This window comes from Streptomyces rugosispiralis (assembly GCF_024505145.1).
Classification (GTDB): Bacteria; Actinomycetota; Actinomycetes; order Streptomycetales; family Streptomycetaceae; genus Streptomyces; species Streptomyces rugosispiralis.
Genome location: NZ_JANIAA010000029.1, coordinates 97121 through 112838 on the forward strand (window position 1 = coordinate 97121; position 15718 = coordinate 112838).

Here is a 15718-nt window from a genome sequence, read left to right on the forward strand (position 1 = left end):
ACGCTGTGTGTCCTTCTGGGCGCCAAGCGTAATTGCCGGGGATGTGCCTCGCTCGGTGGGCCGCATCGGTCCCGCACGGGGGTCATGCGTCCGGGATATGTCAGGACGGTGAGCGACGGCGGCGGTGGATACGGGTCCGCCCCGCCGCGGGGGACGCGACGGGGCGGAAGGTCTCGGCTGTCGAAGGTCTTGGACTCAGCCGTTGAAGGTCTCGGGGTCCAGGCCCAGACGGACGCCGGTCTCGAGGGAGTCGATCGCCGCCAGGTCCTCGGAGTCCAGCTGGAAGTCGAAGACGTCGATGTTCTCCTTGATCCGCGACGGGGTCACGGACTTGGGAATCACCACATTGCCGAGGTCCAGGTGCCAGCGCAGCACCACCTGGGCCGGGGTCTTCCCGTGCTTCTCGGCGATCGCCGCCAGCTTGGGGTCCTCCAGCAGGCCCTTGCCCTGGCCGAGCGGGGACCACGCCTCGGTGGCGATGTCGTGGCGGGCGTTGAAGGCGCGCAACTCCGCCTGCGGCAGCCGCGGGTGCAGCTCGATCTGGTCGATCACCGGGACGATCGAGGTCTCGGAGAGCAGCCGCTGGAGGTGGGCGGGGTGGAAGTTGGACACGCCGATGGCCTTGGCGCGGCCCTCGGAGTAGATCTTCTCGAACGCCTTCCAGGTGTCCACGTACTTGTCGACCCCGGGCATCGGCCAGTGGATCAGGTAGAGATCCACATACTCCAGGCCCAACTTGGTCAGCGAGGTGTCGAAGGCGCGCAGCGTCGAGTCGTACCCCTGCTCGCCGTTCCAGAGCTTGGTGGTGACGAACAGCTCGTCGCGCGCGATGCCCGACGCGGCGAGTCCCTTCCCCGTGCCCTCCTCGTTCCCGTAGATCGCGGCGGTGTCGATGCTGCGGTACCCGGCGTCCAGCGCGTTGCGCACCGCGATCTGCGCCTCGTCGTCCGGGATCTGCCAGACGCCGAAGCCGAGCTGCGGCATCCGTATGCCGTTGTTGAGCGTGATGAAGGGGATCTTGCTCACGAGCAGTCGATCCTTACGTCGGATGTGGATTACGTGCTTCCAACGCCTGCAACGATCAACGGTCTGCCGTCATTCCCGTTCACCAGGGGCTCCCGCGCAGGATGACCACCCCGTCCCGCCCGAGGCGGTCCGCCGCCCGCCGCGCCGCCCGCTCCAGTGTGGGAGCCTCGCCCAGCAGGCCGTAGAGCCCGCCCGCGAAGGCCGCCGACGCCGCGCCGTCCAGCGGTCCGCGGTGGGCGACGACCACCTCGGCCGCCCCGGCGAACAGCCCGGCCAGCGGCGCTCCCTCGGGGCAGTCGAGCACCACACCGGGCAGCGGGGCGCCGGTCAGCCGGCGGTAGACGGCCAGCAGCTCGGCCAGCCGTGCGGCCGGTGTGTGGTGGGCCCGCCCGCCGCCGTCCTCGAAGACCAGCGTGCGCCCCTCGCGACGGCAGACCAGATGCAGCACATCCGGGCGTACGGTGAGGATCCACCGCAGATCGGTGGCGGCCGCGGCGGGGCACCGGTCCACCGTCAGGACGCCCCGGGCCGCCCGCTGGACCGCGGCTAACCCCTGACCGCCCGGGGCGGCGCCGGTCACCAGCACCCGCCGGACCCCGCCCCCGCCCGGCCGCTCCCGTAAGGCGGCCCGGAACACCTCGTTGTGCGGATAGGAGACGCGGGCGGCGGCCAGGACGCGCAGCCTGCCGTCCGCGACCCGGCCCGCGGCGACCGCCCCGGCCACCGCGGACCAGAACTCCCCGGCGGTCGCGGCGGCCGCGGGTATGTGCTCGGCGGGGAAGCCCGCTCTGCGCAGCAGCGCCACGGCGGACGGGCCGGGCGGGAAGACTTGCGTCAACTCCCCGATCTCCGCGGTCGTCAGCGCCGGATGTCCGTCCCCGTCCTGGCCGTCCACCGTGTTCCGCCGCTCCTCGCCTGTGCTCGTACCGTTCTGTGCCCCCCGGTTCCGTCCCCGCCGACGTCCCGTCCCTACTGCAGCGCGGCCAGGCGCAGCGGTTCCTCGAGCTCCTCCCGGAAGCGGTGCAGGGTGTGCCCCTCGCGCACCGTGGCGCCCACCGCGACCGCCGCCCGGCTCACCGCCCCGCGCGGTGCCCGCACCACCATGGCCAGCCGGTACGTCCCGCCGATGCGCACCGCGGAGGTATGCCGGATCTCCCAGCCCGGGTCGGAGCGCAGCTCCCGCCGGGCCTCCAGACAGACCCGCTCGCCGTACGCCGTGTCGCCACCGTCCTGGAAACCGAGCCGCGGGCCGAGGTGGGCGGCCGGCGCCGATGCCGCCACCACGGCGGTGAGCCGGCGCGGGGTCATGGACCAGGCCACCGGCTGGAAGACCGCGGTGCCCCGCCGCGCCGGTTCCGCCGTGAGGCCGATATCGAGATTGACCGAGTGCAGGGCGGGGTCCGGCGCGTCCCGGGCGCAGGTCACCGACAGATGCACCAGGTGATAGACGGCGTTGTCCGCCTCGGTACGAAGGAAGTCCAGCAGCTCCGGATCCGGCCCGACGAGGTCGGCCGTGACCGGTAAGGCCACCGGCCCGCCCAGGACCACCCGCCCGGCCAGCCTCGGGCCGCTGGGCTGGGGTGTCTCCTCGGACAGCAGGGCCAGTTCGCGTTCGGGAAGTTCGGGGAGAATGACATCGATCATTTCGTGCCCCCTTCGCGGCTCAGGTGTTGTACAGCGCCTCGACCTCGACGGCGTACGCCTGTTCGATGGCCTTCCGCTTCAATTTCAGCGAAGGCGTCAGCAGACCATGCTCCTCGGAAAACTGCGCGGCAAGTATCCGGAACGTACGAATCGACTCCGCCTGGGAAACGGTGGTGTTCGCCGCGACCACCGCCCGCCGGATCTCGGTCTCCAGATCGGGGTCCCGGACCAGATCGCCCGGCGGCAGCTCCGGTTTGCCGCGCATGGTCAGCCAGTGCGCGACGGCCTCCGAGTCCAGGGTGACCAGCGCCGCGACATACGGGCGGTCGTTGCCCACCACGATGCACTGGGCCACCAGCGGATGCGCCCGCACCCGCTCCTCCAGGCCCGCCGGGGAGACCGACTTGCCGCTGGAGGTCACCAGGATCTCCTTCTTCCGCCCGGTGATGGTGAGATAGCCGTCGTCGTCCAGCGTGCCCAGGTCGCCGGTGGCGAGCCAGCCGTCGCGCAGCACCGCGTCGGTCGCCTTGGGATCGCCGAGGTAGCCCTCGAAGACCTGGCCGCCGCGCACCCACACCTCGCCGTCGTCGGCGAGGTGCACCGTGGTGCCGGGGATCGGCACCCCGACCGTGCCGAAGCGGGTCTGCTCGGGCGGGTTGGCGGTGGCGGCGGCGGTGGACTCGGTGAGGCCGTAGCCCTCGTAGATGATGACGCCCGCACCCGCGAAGAACAGGCCGAGCCGCCGCTCCATGCCCGAACCGCCCGACATCGCGTGCCGCACCCGGCCGCCCATCGCGGCGCGTACCTTGCCGTAGACGGCCTTCTCGAAGAACTGGTGCTGCACCCGCAGCGCGGCGCCCGGTCCCGGCCCGGTGCCGAACGCCTTGGCCTCCTGCGCCTCCGCGTACCGCACCGCCACGTCCACGGCCTTCTCGAACACTCCCAGCTTGCCCTCCGCCTCGGCCTTGCGGCGCGCCGCCGCGAACACCTTCTCGAAGATGTACGGCACCGCGAGGATGAAGGTCGGCCGGAAGGTCTTCAGATCGGGCAGCAGCGCGGCGGCCGAGAGCCTGGGCTGGTGCCCGAGCTTGACCTTGCCGCGGATGGCGGCGACCTCCACCATCCGGCCGAAGACATGGGCGAGCGGGAGGAAGAGCAGGGTGGCGGCCTCGTCACCCCGCTTGGAGTGGAAGGCCTCCTCGTACCGCTCGACGATGTTGTCGCACTCCGCCATCAGATTGGCGTGCGAGATCACACAGCCCTTGGGGCGGCCGGTGGTGCCCGAGGTGTAGATGATGGTCGCGGGCTGCTCGGGGGTCACGGCCAGCCGGTGCTGTTCCACCACATCGTCCTCGACCGACTCCCCGGCCGCCATCAGCTCCCCCAGCGCCCCCGCGTCCAGCTGCCACAGCTGCCTCAGATGCGGCAGCCGGCCGACCACCGAGCCGACCGTCATCGCATGGTCCTCATGCTCCACGACGCATGCGGAGACCCCCGCGTCATGCAGCATCCAGCAGACCTGCTCGGCGGAGGAGGTGGGGTACAGCGGGACGCTCTGGGCGCCGATGGTCCACAGGGCGAAGTCGAAGAGCGTCCACTCATAGCGGGTGGGGCACATGATGGCGACGCGGTCGCCGAATCGGACACCACGGGCCAGCAGGCCCTTGGCGAGCGCCGTCACCTCGTCCCGGAACTGGCCCGCGGTCACGTTCTGCCAGCCGCCGTCCGCCGTTTTGCGCGCCAGTGCAACCCGGAGGGGGTCGGAGTCCGCATGGTCGAAGACGGCGTCCGCCAGTCCTCCGGCCTGAGACGGCGTCGCCAACGGGGGGACGGTGAACTCGCGCAATACCTGCTCCTTGAAGCCGCTGGGCACAGCGCCGCGACCGTACCCGATCCGGCCCCCGATGCGGGAGAGGTGTTTTGTGCCCGGAACGTACGGAATGCCGGGCGGACAGTGAGGTGAAAGGGTATCAATCAGGCGTCGACGAGGGCGGATTGCGTGGAGTCTGGTCCTATGCGCCGCGTGTGTGGCTCATATGTAACGGCCTTCTGCACGAAATCTCTCCGATCGTGGCACAGGCCCCGCCAGGATCGCGGCGGCGAGCCGCTCCGCGGCGGCGTGCGGGGCGCCCTCCTGCCGATGCTTTCCGTACAACAGTACGAAATCCACCGGGCCGAGGTCCGGCAGCGCGGCCCGTTCGGGGACCGGCGCCAGGCCGGGCGGGATCAGGCCATGGGTGTGGGCCATCACCCCGAGCCCGGCGCGGGCCGCCGCGACCAACCCGTTGAGACTGCCACTGGTGCATACGATCCGCCATGACCTGCCGTGCCGCTCCAGCACATCCAGCGCGCGGGCCCGGGTGAGCCCGGGGGGCGGGAAGACGATCAGGGGGAGCGGGCGGTCCGGATCCAGCCGTAGCCGCTCGGCGCCGATCCACACCAGCCGGTCCCGCCACACCAGCTGCCCGCCCGGCCGGTCCTCGGACCGCTTGGCCAGCACCAGATCCAGCTTGCCCGCCTCCAGCCGCTCGTGCAGCGTGCCCGACAGCTCGACGGTGAGCTCCAGGTCCACCTCGGGGTGGTCGCGGCGGAACCCCTCCAGGATCTCCGGCAGCCGGGTCACCACGAAGTCCTCCGAGGCGCCGAAGCGCAGCCGGCCGCGCAGCCGGGTGCCCCGGAACCAGCTCGCCGCCCGCTCGTTCGCCTCCAGGATGGAGCGGGCGAACCCCAGCATCGCCTCGCCGTCCTCGGTCAGTTCCACCCCATGGGTGTCGCGGGCGAAGAGCTGCCGCCCGACGGCCGTCTCCAGCTTGCGGACCTGCTGGCTCACGGTGGACTGGCGCACCCCGAGGCGGTCGGCGGCCTGGGTGAAGCTGAGGGTCTGGGACACCGCGAGAAACGTCCGGAGCTGGGCGGGGTCGTACATGGCGGCCACTGTACGCCGAGGCCATCACGGAAGGCGATGACAGTCAGAGCGGTATACGGGATTCCCGATGACCTTGATCGGGAGCACCATGGAACGGGCCCCGTCCGTGTCCATGCCAGGCGAGAAAGAGAACGAATGCCGCACCGCCCGCACTTCCGCAAGATCGCCCTTCCCGCCCTTCCCTCCTGGCTCCCCCTGGACGGCTTCATCCTCGGACTCATCGGCACCGTGGCGCTCGCCGCGCTGCTCCCGGTCAGCGGCCGGGCCGCCACCGCCACCGACGGGGCCACCACGGTCGCGGTCGCCTTCCTCTTCTTCCTCTACGGCGCCCGGCTCTCCACCCGGGAGGCGCTGGACGGGGTGCGCCACTGGCGGCTCCATCTGACCGTGCTGGTGTGCACCTTCGTCGTCTTCCCGGCCCTCGGCCTGGCCGCGCGCGGTCTGGTGCCGTACGTGCTGACGCATCCCCTCTACACCGGGCTGCTCTTCCTGTGCCTGGTGCCCTCCACGGTGCAGTCCTCCATCGCCTTCACCTCGATCGCCCGGGGCAATGTGGCCGCCGCGATCTGCGCGGGCTCGTTCTCCAGCCTGCTCGGCGTGGTGGTCACCCCGGTGCTGGTCGCGCTGTTGCTGGGCGGCGGCGGAGGCGGCTTCTCGGCCGACTCGATGATCAAGATCGGGCTTCAGCTGCTGGCCCCCTTCCTCGCCGGGCAACTGCTGCGCCGCTGGATCGGCGGCTTCATCTCGCGCCACCGGGTGGTGCTGCGGCTGGTGGACCGGGGCTCGGTGCTGCTCGTGGTCTACGCGGCGTTCAGCGAGGGCATGGTCCGGGGCATCTGGCACCAGGTGACCCCGGCGCGGCTGGCGATCCTGCTCGGCGTCGAGGCGGTCCTGCTCACGGTGATGCTCACCCTCACCTCGTACGGCTCGCGGAAGCTGGGCTTCGTCCGTGAGGACCGGATCACGATCGTGTTCGCGGGGTCGAAGAAGAGCCTGGCCGCCGGGCTGCCGATGGCGAGTGTGCTCTTCGGCGCCCAGGCGAGTCTGGCGGTGCTGCCGCTGATGCTCTTCCACCAGATGCAGCTGATGGTCTGCGCGGTGCTGGCCCGCCGCTTCGCGGCGCGGGCGCCGGAAGCGGCGGTGACGGAGGCTGAAGCGCGGTCGCGGCCTCACGCTCCCGCGGACAGCGCGGACAGCGCGGACAGCGCGGACAGCGCGGACAGCGCGGACAGCGCGGACAGCGCGGACAGCGCCACGCTGACCCGCGTCTGACGTCAGCTTCCGGCGGCCGGGGCTGCGGCGGCCTGGTCACCGGCGGCCGGGGTCGCGGCTGCCTGGTCACCGGCGGCCGGGGTTGCGGCTGCCTAGTTACCGGCGGTCTCGTCTCCGGCTGCCTGGTCGTCGGCAGGCGGCAGCGGCTTGCGGGCGATGAGGAACGCCTGCGGGGTGGGCTCCCAGCGTTCCGGTTCACGGATGGTCCGGGCGTGGACGGGCAGTCCGGCCCCGGCCAGCAACTCGGCGATCCGGTCCGGCTGCCAGCGGCGGAAGGTCAGCGACACCTCATGGCCGAACGCCTCCGCATAGACCCGCTGCTCATCGCCCACCTGGAAGCCCACCAGCGCGTATCCACCGGGCGCCAGCACCCGGTGGAACTCGGCGAACACATCCGGCAGCCGCTCCTGCGGAACGTGGATCGTGGAGTACCACGCCACCACGGCGGCGAGGGTGCCGTCCGGGATGTCCAGGGCCAGCATCGACCCCTCCTCGAACCGCAGCCCGGGATGCTCCCGCCGGGCCAGCTCCACCATCCGCGGCGACAGGTCGATCCCGTACACGGACAGCCCCAGACCGTGGAGATGCGCGGTCACCCGGCCCGGTCCGCTGCCCACATCGGCCACCGGTCCGCCCCCGGCGTTCCGTACCAGCTCGGCGAACCCGGCGAACACCGCCCGTTCCAGGGTCTGGGCCGCCAGTTCATCGCGGAATCGCTCGTCGTAGTCGATGGCCATGGCGTCGTAGGACGCCCGCGTGGAGTTCAAGAAGTCGGCTTCGGTCACGGCCGCACACCCTAGCGGGACACACCGCGGGTCCTTCCCTCCTCGCCCCTTCCCTCCTCGCCCCTTCCCACTGCCAAGGGCTCCGCCCCTGGGCGCGGCTGCCGCGTGGGAGGGGTTTCGCCTCTGGATTCCGGGGTCCGTTGTCGTACCCCTCTGGGAGGCTTCGGGCATGACGACGCTCACGCTGCAGCTGACCATCGACTGTGCCGAGCCACGCCGGATGGTGGCCTTCTGGTCCGAGGCCCTGGGCTATGTGCCGGAGCCCCCGCCGGGCGGCCACGCCACCTGGCGGGAGTACTGGGCGGACATGGGGGTGCCCGCCGAGGAACTGCTCCCCGGGGTCGGGGAGACCCCGGAGTCCATCGTGGATCCGGAGGGGCAGGGTCCGCGGGTGTGGTTCCAGCAGGTTCCGGAGGCGAAGGCCACCAAGAACCGGCTGCATCTCGATCTGAAGGTGGGCGGTGGGCGGGATGTGCCCGTCGCGGTCCGCACCGAGCGCGTCACCGCGACCGTGGACCGGCTGAAGGAAGCCGGAGCCACGGTCCTGCGGATCATGGACGAGCCGGGGATGGAGTACTACGCGGTGGTGCTCCAGGACCCGGAGGGCAATGAGTTCTGTGTCGTCTAGTTGTGGTGACCAGTTGTGGCGACTAGTTGTGGGATGACCGCACGCGGTCGAGGGGGAGGTGGACGAGGGCGCCGGAGCGGGGGTCGTCGAGCGGGGCGTTGAACTCGCGGACACGGCGCAGTTCGGTGTCGGACAGGGCGCGGCCGTACAGGCGGAACTCATCGAGATCGCCTGTCATGTGGGAGCGGCTGTCCACGGCCTGGCCGAGGTGGAGGCCGAAGGGCGCGGTGCGGCTCACGGTGCCCGGGGCGTCGGGGGCGGTGACCGCGGTGCCGCCGTCCACGGTCAGGGAGAGCCGTCCACCGCTGCGGACCAGGGCGATGTGGTGCCACTGCCCGTCGTTGTACGCGGCGTCGGTGGACACCGAGGCGCTGGTGAAGGTGGCGAAGCCGTTGACCGTGGTCATCAGCGCCCGGATCCGGTTGCTCCCCGGCTCACCCCGCAGCCAGACCTGCGGCTGTTTGTTGCCGATGCCGCCCATCCACAGGAACGGATGCTGCCCGGAGGCGGCCGAGTAGCGGAACCACAGGCTCACGGTGAAGTCGCGGGTGCCCAGCGGCAGCGCGTTCCGGTACGGGACCCGTACGGCGTCGTCCGTCCCGTCGAAGGACAGCGCGCCGCCGAAACGGCCGTCGTCGCGCGTGGCCGCGCCACCGAGCACGGTCGCGGACCGGGCGCCGGGCGCGCGGTCGTCGGTGGTGGGGGAGGGCGGCTGGCGGGAGCCCAGCCAGTCCTCGGTGAAGCGGGCGAAGCGGATCTCGTCACGGGCGTCCACCGCACCGCCCTCGTACAGCAGCCCCACCGTGTCACGGGAGATCGCGACCATGTCGGAGTAGCCGGACCAGTCGGTGGTGACGACCTTGCCGCGGTCCACACCGTCCCAGGTGCGGGCCTCGTCCCAGGAGGAGCGGACCATCATGGTGCGGCGGCGGTCGGGGTCGGCGGGGGCGGAGAAGAGCAGTCGGCTGTAGCCGTCGCGGGCCGGGTCGCGCAGCCGCAGGATCGAGCCCTGCACCTGGGGGGTGGGCAGATCGGGAATGGCGCGGAAGGGCGCGGTGAAGCTCTGGCCGCCGTCCCGGCTGATGGCGTAGTCGCGGTGGCCGAGATCGGTGCCGTCCTGCTCCCGGCCGCTGACGTAGATCGAGCCGTCGGCGCGCTCCACCAGCGTCATCTCGGACGGCTTCTGGCGGAAGGTGCCGTCCTCGGCGAGCGGGTAGCTGTCCACCGCGCCGATGCGCCAGCGGTCGCCGCCGTCGTCGCTGTAGGCGAGCGCGGCGTGGTTGTCGGTGATGCGGCCGCCGCCGAAGCTCTCGGTGTTGAGGGTGAAGACCAGCCGGCCCTTGTGGCGGCCGCGCTGGAGCTGGATGCCGTGGACGGGGCCGGTGGCGTACCAGGAGTTCCACTGGGCCGGCATCAGCGAGGAGCTCAGATCGCGCGGGGCCGACCAGGTGGCGCCGTTGTCGTCGCTGTACTGCAGATGCGGGGAGCGGTCACAGGGGACGTCGCAGCTCTGGGAGTCGTCGCGGCCGGTGTTGTAGGTGCTGGCGAGCACGATGCGGCCGGTGCGCTGGTCCACGATGGGCGCGGGGTTGCCGTGGGTGTCGCCGTCGCCCTGGTTGACCACCTGGAGCGGGCCCCAGGTGCGGCCGCCGTCGGTGGAGCGCTTGAGGACCAGATCGATGTCCCCGGCGTCACCGCAGTTGTCGACCCGGCCCTCGGCGAAGGCCAGCAGGGCGCCGTCCTCGGCCTTGACGATCGCCGGGATCCGAAAGCAGGAGTAGCCCTGTTCCTGGGCGGACTTGAAGAGGACCTGTTGTTCGAAGCCGGAGTCGGCGCGGGCCGCGGGCACGGAGGAATCCGTGTCCGCGGCCCGAACCGGAAGCGGGACCAGGGCCAGCGCCGCGGCGGTGAGGAGCACGGAGGCGCGGCGCCGCCACGGTCTGGTACGGGAGCGGGGTGGTCTGGTGCGGGGACGTGTGCGGAGAACTGACGCCATGGTCACGGCCTGCCCTTCAGACTGCCTCGTCGAGGCATCGGCATCTGGACGTCGAGGCCCTCTGGGCATCACGCCATGAGGCATCATGCCGTCAGGACATCAAGACATCCCATGTCTCACACATGACTGCGGCTGAAAGTGTCTCGTCCTGCGGTCGCCCGGGACAAGGACCGTGCGTCATATCCTCGTGACACTCCGCCAGTTGAGGTGAGGGCGGGGCGCGAGGGGGACGGCGCCCGCCCCCGGACGCGCCCCGCCTCGGTCAGCCCATGGCCGTCTGACCCGCCGTGATGACCCGGTCCAGCAGCGACCGGGACACCTCGAGCTCCTCGATGGCCGAGGTCATCCGATCCCGCTCGGCGCGCAGTTCGCCCAGCAGGTCCGGGCAGGTGGGCACGAGGTGCTCACCGTCGTCGCGGAGGCAGGGCAGGACCTGGCAGATGGTCGCCGTCGACAGCCCGGCCGCCAGCAGCGCGCGGACGCGCCGCACCACCGCCACATCGGACGCGCGGTAGGCGCGATAGCCGCTGGGCAGCCGCTCGGGCCGGAGGAGGCCCTGCTGTTCGTAGTAGCGCAGCAGCCGTTCGCTCACCCCGGTGCGGCGGGACAGCTCGCCGATCCGCATGGGCCTCCTCCTCGCGGCGGTAACTCTCCGAACCCTCCAATGGGTGTCAGAGTTTACGGCCTCCGATCCCCTCGCACAGAACGCGGTCGATAAGGCCTTGCAGGACGCTCTCGGCGTGGAGTATCTCCTCGTCATCGGCGGTCTTGCCGCTGGAGCTGATGGTCACCGAACGCCGCCCGCCCTCGGTGAAGCCGGTGCGCACCGTGGCCCCTTCGAGGTCGCCGCCGTGGCCCCAGCGGTAGCCGCCGCAGCTGAGCGGCTGGCGTATCATCCCGAGCCCGTATTGCGCATGCGGGAAGGCCACCTCGAAGTCCGGTCCGACGGGGACCGTCCGGCGCATCTCGGCCAGCTGCGCCGGGGGCAGCAGACGGCCGTTCAGCAGGGCGGTGTAGAACCGGTCCAGATCGCGGTCGGTGGTGATGATGGAACCGGCCGCACCGCCCGAGGAGACATTCCGCAGGGTGGTGTCCGTCCAGCCGTCGGAGCCGGGGAAGCGCTGATACGTATGAGCGTACGGGGCCTTGATCCGCGGATCGTCCCCGGGCTCGGAGGTGCCGGTCAGACCCAGCGGGCGGATGACGCGGTCGCGGACCTCCTCCGGCCATGCCCGTCCGGTGACCTTCTGGATGATCATTCCGGCGAGGACATAGCCGGGGTTGGAGTAGTTCCAGTCGGGCTTCGGGTCATCGGCCGGTGCGGGCGGGAAATCGGGCCGGTGCTTCATCGCCCCGGCGACCACTTGCTCGGGGGAGACATGGTCGAACCGGGTCCGCTCGAAGTCCGCCGCCGTGTCGCCGGTGTCCTCGCTGTAGTCGTAGTTGTGGATGCCGCTGGTGTGCTGGAGCAGATTCCTGACGGTGATCCGGCGGCCGTCGTTGCCGTTGCCGCTCACCACGCCCGGCAGCCACTTGTCCACCGGGTCGCTCAGCGAGAGCCGCCCCTCGGCGACGAGTTGGAGGACGACCGTGGCCACGAAGGACTTGGTGACGCTCGCGGCCCGGTAGTGCGCCCCGTACGGCATGGGGCGGCCGGTGCCGCGCTCCGCCTCGCCCGCGCGGGCGTGGATCCGGCGGTGGCCGTCGCGCACCTCCACGGTGATGCCGATGTAACCGGCGTCCTCCAGCGTCCGGGCCACCGCGCGCCGCAACTCGGCCTCGCTGAGCCGCTGACCGGAGGTGGCGGAGGTGGCGGAGGTGGCGGAGGTGGCGGCGGCGGAGGTGGCGGACGAGGTGACGGAGGTGTCGGACGAGGCGGGGCCGGCCTTCGGCGCCGTGGTGGCGGCCGCCGGAACCGCGGCCGCACCGCCGAGGAGGGCGGCGGTGACGGCGGCGGCCGTGACGAGGCGTAAACGAGGGCGCTTCGTGGGTGTGTTCATGTCTCACCAGCTTCCGGGGGCGGTGGTGCCCCGGCCATGCGGCAAGCCCCCGGGGTTCGGGTGAAGACAGCCCCATGGCCGGGCTCTGACCAGGCTCCGGCCGGGCTCCGGCCGGCTTCAGCCGGGCTCTGACCGGGCTTCGGTCGGGCTCCGGCCGGGCTTCGTCCGGCTTCAGCCGGGCTCAGGCTGGGCTCCGGTCGGGCTCCGGCCCGTTTCGGTCAGCCTTCGGCCGGGCTTCCGCCGAACCCTGACGCGCTTCCGTCGAACCCTGACCGGCCTCGGCCGGGCGCTCGAGGCCGGTCAGGCCGATGAGCCGCTGTCCACCACGAGATCCGTGCCGACCACGGCGCCCGCCGCCGGTGAGGCGAGGTAGAGCACGGCCGCCGCGATCTCGTCCGCCTCCGCCACCCGGCCCAGCGGAGTCTCGCTCTTCGCCCGCTCGGCGCGATCGGCCTCGGTCTCACCCGGCAGCAGCGACATGGGGCCGTCGGAGGCGCCGGGGCTGACCGCGTTGATCCGGACGCCCTGGTGGATGTGGTCGAGCGCGGCGATCCGGGTCAGCGTGGCGACCGCCGCCTTGGAGGTGCTGTAGGCGCCGAGGCCCGAAACCCGCAGATGGGCGCCGAGGTTGGAGGAGACATTGACGATCGCCCCGCCGCCGTGCTCCTTCATATGCGCGATCTGGTGCTTCATGGCCAGCCAGACCCCGGTGACATTGGTGCGCAGCACCGCCTCCCAGTCCTCCTCGCTGACCTCGCCGACGGGCCCCTTGCCGCGCAGTATCCCGGCGTTGTTGACGGCGATGTCCAGTCCGCCGAAACGGGTGACGGCGCTGTGCACCAGCGCCCGCAGCTGCCCGGAGTCGGTCACATCGGCGGTCACGGCGGCGGCCCGGCCATCGGCGGCCTCGATGAGGCGGACCGTCTCGGCCAGGGTGGATTCGGTGCGGCCCGCGGCCACCACGGAGGCGCCTTCGGCGGCGAAGGCGAGCGCGATGGCACGGCCGAGACCGGTGCCGGCTCCGGTGACGAGGGCGGTCTTTCCGGTGAAGCGGTTCACTGCGTGGCTCCTTGAGGAAGAGAGGAGGGACGGGACGGGCGGCTCCGCTGGGCGCGGAGGTTCAGGGCGGCGACGAGGGCGAGCGCGGCCCCCGTCGCGGCGAGGGAGACGGCATCGCTGCCGAAGGTGAGCACGATGGCGAAGACCACGGTCGGGCCGAGCTCCATCGCGGTGTTCAGCACCCCGCCCGCGAGCCCGGTCCGCTCATGCGGCACCCCATGGGTGGTGAGCACGGCGGCCCCGGCGAAGGAGGCGGCGGCCCCGGCCGGGAGCAGCACCAGCCCCGGCAGCAGCGCGGAGGCGTACGGGGTGTGCGGGTCGAGCCCGGTGAGGGCGAGCAGCACCAGCCCGGCCCCGGCCGTGGCCAGCCCGGCGGCGGTGACGACGCGGGGGCCGAAGCGGGCTATCAGCGGCCCGGCCGCCCGGCCCGAGGTGAGCAGGGCGATGGCGAACGGCACGAAGGCGGCCGAGGTCCGCAGCGGCGACCAGTCACGGTCCTGCTGGAGATGGAGCGAGAGGGTCACAAAGGTCATGGCGGTCGCGCAGGCACTGAACGCGATCGCCGCCAGGGCCAGCGCCCGCCGCCGGTCCAGCAGGAAGCGGGGCGGCAGCAGCGGATCGCCCGCCCGGCGCTCGGCGTACCAGAACGCGATGAGCAGCGCTGCCCCGATGAGCAGGGGCGCCAGCACCCCGGCCGACGACCAGGGCAGCGCGTCGGTGACCACGAGCCCGTAACTGACGAGCGTGATCCCGGCCGTGGCCAGCAGCGCGCCCGGCAGATCGAGCGCCCGGCCCCGGCTCGGCGGGGTGTTCGGCAGCAGCCGGGGCGCGAGGACGAGGGCGGCCACGGCCACCGCCAGCGGTACGGCGAAGCTCCAGCGCCAGGACAGCAGCTCGGCTATTACCCCGGAGAGCAGATTGCCCGCGGTCGCGCCGAGCACCGAGAGCCCGCCCCAGGTCGCCATCGCCTTGCCGTAGGCCGCGGGAGCCGGGAAGACGGCGCGCAGCACGCCCATGGCGGCGGGCGCTATCAGGGCCGCCCCCGCGCCCTGGGCGAACCGGGCCACGAGCAGGGTCCCGATGCCGGAGGAGAACGGTGCGGCGGCCGAGGCGGCGGCGAAGACGATGAGCCCGGCGGTGAGGGCCCGCCGCCCGCCGTAGCGGTCGGAGAGGCGCCCGCCGAAGAGCAGCAGCCCGGCGAAGGTCAGCCCATAGGCGGCGCTGAGCAGAATCAGATCGGCCCGCTCCAGGCCGAAGGCCCGGCCGATCTCGGGCAGCGGCACGGCGATCGCCGCGAGCGTGAAGATCAGGGTGATCTGGACGGAGCCGAGCAGCGCGAAGGCCCGGCGACGGTGGGTCGTGGCGGTGGCGGTGGCGGTGTCTGTGTCTGTGTTCGTGTCGCTGTCGGTGTCGCACGGGGTGTCGGTGACGGTCATCTCTCCCCCAATATTTGACCGATCGTTTTAATATGCGGGCGTGAGAATGGGCTCTGTGTGACTCCCGTGATCGTGGTGTGGTGCGGCTCCGGCCGGTGGGTCATGGAGGGGCGGGAGGTGAGAGGTGGCAGGTGAGAGGTGGGCTCGGAAGGTCAGGCCAGGGAGATCAGTCCAGCAGTGTCAGCGCCTGCTCCGCCGCGTCCCGCACCCGGGCCGGGTCGTCCGACGCCTTGCCCACCACCCGCAGCCCCTGCAGCAGCACGAACAGCATCCGCGCCAGCGCGCGGGGGTCGCGGTCCTCGGGGAGCTCCCCCTGGGCCTGGGCCCGTATCAGCGCGGAGCACAGCGGGGTCTCCACGCGGTCCCAGCTGAGCTCCACCCGGCGGGCCGCCGCCGGGTCGTGCGGCGCCAACTCGGCCGCCGTGTTGGTCACCAGGCAGCCGGCCAGCCGCATCTCCGGAGAGGCTGCCTCCTCGGCGAACCGGCGCACCACCGACCGCACCGCGGGCAGCGCCGGACCGGGCTGGGACAGCTCGGCCAGCAGGGGCGGATCGCGCGTCTCCGCATAGCGGTCCATGGCCTTCAGATACAGCTCGTGCTTGCTGCCGAAGGTCGCGTAGATACTGGCGCGGCCGATGCCGAGATAGTCGACGAGGTCCGCCATCGAGGTCGCTTCATAGCCGCGCTGCCAGAACAGCTCGAGAGCCGACTGCAGGGCGGCCTCTGGATCGAATTCCTTCGTTCTGGCCATGACCCAACCGTAGCACCTAACCAGAACGAGCGGTCAAGAACACTTTCGAGTGAAGGCCCGGACACGGAACGGCGGAACGTATGTACGAGTCGCGGGTCGCCGGGGTCGCCGGGGTCGCCGGGGTCGCCGGGGTCGCCGGGGTTGCCGGGCCCGGTAGGGGCCGGCCGACGCAGGGGGCGCTCCCCGTCGGCCGGC

14 protein-coding genes are annotated in these 15718 nt (G+C 71.9%); 2 read left to right on the plus strand and 12 right to left on the minus strand.

Going from position 1 to position 15718, the window contains the following annotated elements:
* Positions 1–195 precede the first annotated feature (195 nt).
* From NP777_RS32545 to NP777_RS32565, 5 genes are all read right to left on the minus strand, one after another.
* Positions 196–1026 (minus strand): aldo/keto reductase, encoded by an 831-nt coding sequence (locus NP777_RS32545; RefSeq protein ID WP_308405283.1) that lies wholly within the window; start codon positions 1024–1026, stop codon positions 196–198.
* Positions 1027–1105: 79 nt separating this feature from the next.
* A complete protein-coding gene (locus tag NP777_RS32550) occupies positions 1106–1921 on the minus strand; it encodes an effector-associated domain EAD1-containing protein (protein WP_256653759.1) in 816 nt (271 codons plus the stop codon).
* Between the two features lie 74 nt (positions 1922–1995).
* Entirely contained in the window at positions 1996–2670 is a 675-nt protein-coding gene (locus tag NP777_RS32555; RefSeq protein WP_256653760.1) for a hypothetical protein, read from the minus strand.
* A 19-nt stretch (positions 2671–2689) separates the two neighbouring features.
* On the minus strand, positions 2690–4516 hold the full coding sequence (locus NP777_RS32560) for an AMP-dependent synthetase/ligase (protein WP_256653791.1): 1827 nt from the start codon (positions 4514–4516) through the stop codon (positions 2690–2692).
* Positions 4517–4702: 186 nt separating this feature from the next.
* Positions 4703–5596 (minus strand): LysR substrate-binding domain-containing protein, encoded by an 894-nt coding sequence (locus NP777_RS32565; RefSeq protein WP_256653761.1) that lies wholly within the window; start codon positions 5594–5596, stop codon positions 4703–4705.
* A gap of 135 nt (positions 5597–5731) precedes the next feature.
* On the opposite strand from NP777_RS32565, the gene NP777_RS32570 reads away from it, so the two are divergent.
* On the plus strand, positions 5732–6868 hold the full coding sequence (locus NP777_RS32570; protein ID WP_256653762.1) for a bile acid:sodium symporter family protein: 1137 nt from the start codon (positions 5732–5734) through the stop codon (positions 6866–6868).
* A gap of 92 nt (positions 6869–6960) precedes the next feature.
* On the opposite strand, the gene NP777_RS32575 is transcribed toward NP777_RS32570, so the two are convergent.
* The gene (locus NP777_RS32575; protein WP_256653763.1) at positions 6961–7653 is read right to left on the minus strand and encodes a class I SAM-dependent DNA methyltransferase; all 693 of its coding nucleotides are present in this window, start codon (positions 7651–7653) and stop codon (positions 6961–6963) included.
* 169 nt (positions 7654–7822) lie between these two features.
* Between NP777_RS32575 and NP777_RS32580 the strand changes: the two genes are divergently transcribed.
* Positions 7823–8281 carry a VOC family protein gene (locus NP777_RS32580; protein WP_256653764.1) on the plus strand — a complete coding sequence of 153 codons (459 nt, stop codon included), beginning with the start codon at positions 7823–7825 and terminating at the stop codon, positions 8279–8281.
* A gap of 22 nt (positions 8282–8303) precedes the next feature.
* Here NP777_RS32580 and NP777_RS32585 read toward each other — a convergent pair whose 3' ends face one another.
* From NP777_RS32585 to NP777_RS32610, 6 genes are all read right to left on the minus strand, one after another.
* Complete coding sequence (locus NP777_RS32585) at positions 8304–10277, minus strand: sialidase family protein (RefSeq protein WP_256653765.1); 1974 nt, start codon at positions 10275–10277, stop codon at positions 8304–8306.
* Positions 10278–10539: 262 nt separating this feature from the next.
* Positions 10540–10902, minus strand: coding sequence for a MerR family transcriptional regulator (locus tag NP777_RS32590; protein ID WP_256653766.1), 363 nt, complete (start codon positions 10900–10902; stop codon positions 10540–10542).
* Between the two features lie 46 nt (positions 10903–10948).
* A complete protein-coding gene (locus NP777_RS32595) occupies positions 10949–12277 on the minus strand; it encodes a serine hydrolase domain-containing protein (RefSeq protein ID WP_256653767.1) in 1329 nt (442 codons plus the stop codon).
* A 300-nt stretch (positions 12278–12577) separates the two neighbouring features.
* Complete coding sequence (locus NP777_RS32600) at positions 12578–13336, minus strand: SDR family NAD(P)-dependent oxidoreductase (protein WP_256653768.1); 759 nt, start codon at positions 13334–13336, stop codon at positions 12578–12580.
* Complete coding sequence (locus NP777_RS32605; RefSeq protein WP_256653769.1) at positions 13333–14772, minus strand: MFS transporter; 1440 nt, start codon at positions 14770–14772, stop codon at positions 13333–13335. Before NP777_RS32605 ends, NP777_RS32600 begins: the two co-directional genes overlap by 4 nt.
* A gap of 166 nt (positions 14773–14938) precedes the next feature.
* On the minus strand, positions 14939–15523 hold the full coding sequence (locus tag NP777_RS32610; protein WP_256653770.1) for a TetR/AcrR family transcriptional regulator: 585 nt from the start codon (positions 15521–15523) through the stop codon (positions 14939–14941).
* Positions 15524–15718 lie beyond the last annotated feature (195 nt).

Excerpts from the sequence above, each read along its gene's own strand:
- NP777_RS32555 (WP_256653760.1), bottom strand. The coding sequence starts at position 2,670 with ATGATCGATGTCATTCTCCCCGAACTTCCCGAACGCGAACTGGCCCTG.
- NP777_RS32565 (WP_256653761.1), bottom strand. The coding sequence starts at position 5,596 with ATGTACGACCCCGCCCAGCTCCGGACGTTTCTCGCGGTGTCCCAGACC.
- NP777_RS32570 (WP_256653762.1), top strand. The coding sequence starts at position 5,732 with ATGCCGCACCGCCCGCACTTCCGCAAGATCGCCCTTCCCGCCCTTCCC.
- NP777_RS32580 (WP_256653764.1), top strand. The coding sequence starts at position 7,823 with ATGACGACGCTCACGCTGCAGCTGACCATCGACTGTGCCGAGCCACGC.
- NP777_RS32585 (WP_256653765.1), bottom strand. The coding sequence starts at position 10,277 with ATGGCGTCAGTTCTCCGCACACGTCCCCGCACCAGACCACCCCGCTCC.
- NP777_RS32590 (WP_256653766.1), bottom strand. The coding sequence starts at position 10,902 with ATGCGGATCGGCGAGCTGTCCCGCCGCACCGGGGTGAGCGAACGGCTG.
- NP777_RS32595 (WP_256653767.1), bottom strand. The coding sequence starts at position 12,277 with ATGAACACACCCACGAAGCGCCCTCGTTTACGCCTCGTCACGGCCGCC.
- NP777_RS32605 (WP_256653769.1), bottom strand. The coding sequence starts at position 14,772 with ATGACCGTCACCGACACCCCGTGCGACACCGACAGCGACACGAACACA.
- NP777_RS32610 (WP_256653770.1), bottom strand. The coding sequence starts at position 15,523 with ATGGCCAGAACGAAGGAATTCGATCCAGAGGCCGCCCTGCAGTCGGCT.